Here is a 563-nt window from a genome sequence, read left to right as displayed (position 1 = left end):
GGTGCGGTGCCCCGTCTGGACTACCCTCGATGGGCATGATCGCGCCCCCGGACCGTACGCCACTGCCCCGAGCCTTCTTCGACCGCCCGGTCCTGGAGGTCGCACCCGATCTCCTCGGGCGCATCCTGGTCCGGACGACACCCGACGGCCCGATCGCCCTCCGCCTCACCGAGGTGGAGGCGTACGACGGCCAGAACGACCCCGGCTCGCACGCCTACCGCGGCCGCACCGCACGCAACGCGGTGATGTTCGGTCCGCCCGGTCACGTGTACGTCTACTTCACCTACGGCATGTGGCACTGCATGAACCTGGTCTGCGGACCCGAGGGCCGGGCNNACTGGCCAAAGGCCCGGCCCGGCTGGCCACCGCCCTGGGGGTCGACCGGGCCCTGGACGGCACGGACGCGTGCACCTCCGGGGAGACACCGCTGAGGATGCTGACCGGGGCACCGGTCCCCTCCGACCAGGTACGCAGCGGCCCCCGCACCGGCGTGGCCGGCGAGGGCGGCAACGGCGACCTCCACCCGTGGCGTTTCTGGATCGCCGACGACCCGACCGTCAGCC

Annotated in this window: 1 pseudogene; it reads left to right on the top strand. The window is 72.9% G+C overall.

Annotated elements, in window-relative coordinates:
• Window positions 1-35: 35 nt before the first annotated feature.
• Window positions 36-563, top strand: a pseudogene (locus tag CCN44_RS42790) (DNA-3-methyladenine glycosylase); the annotation flags it as partial.

This window comes from Streptomyces tricolor (genome assembly GCF_002155905.1).
Lineage (GTDB): Bacteria > Actinomycetota > Actinomycetes > Streptomycetales > Streptomycetaceae > Streptomyces > Streptomyces tricolor.
Note: the sequence above shows the minus strand (reverse complement) of the source record. Positions and strands in the feature narration are given on the sequence as shown.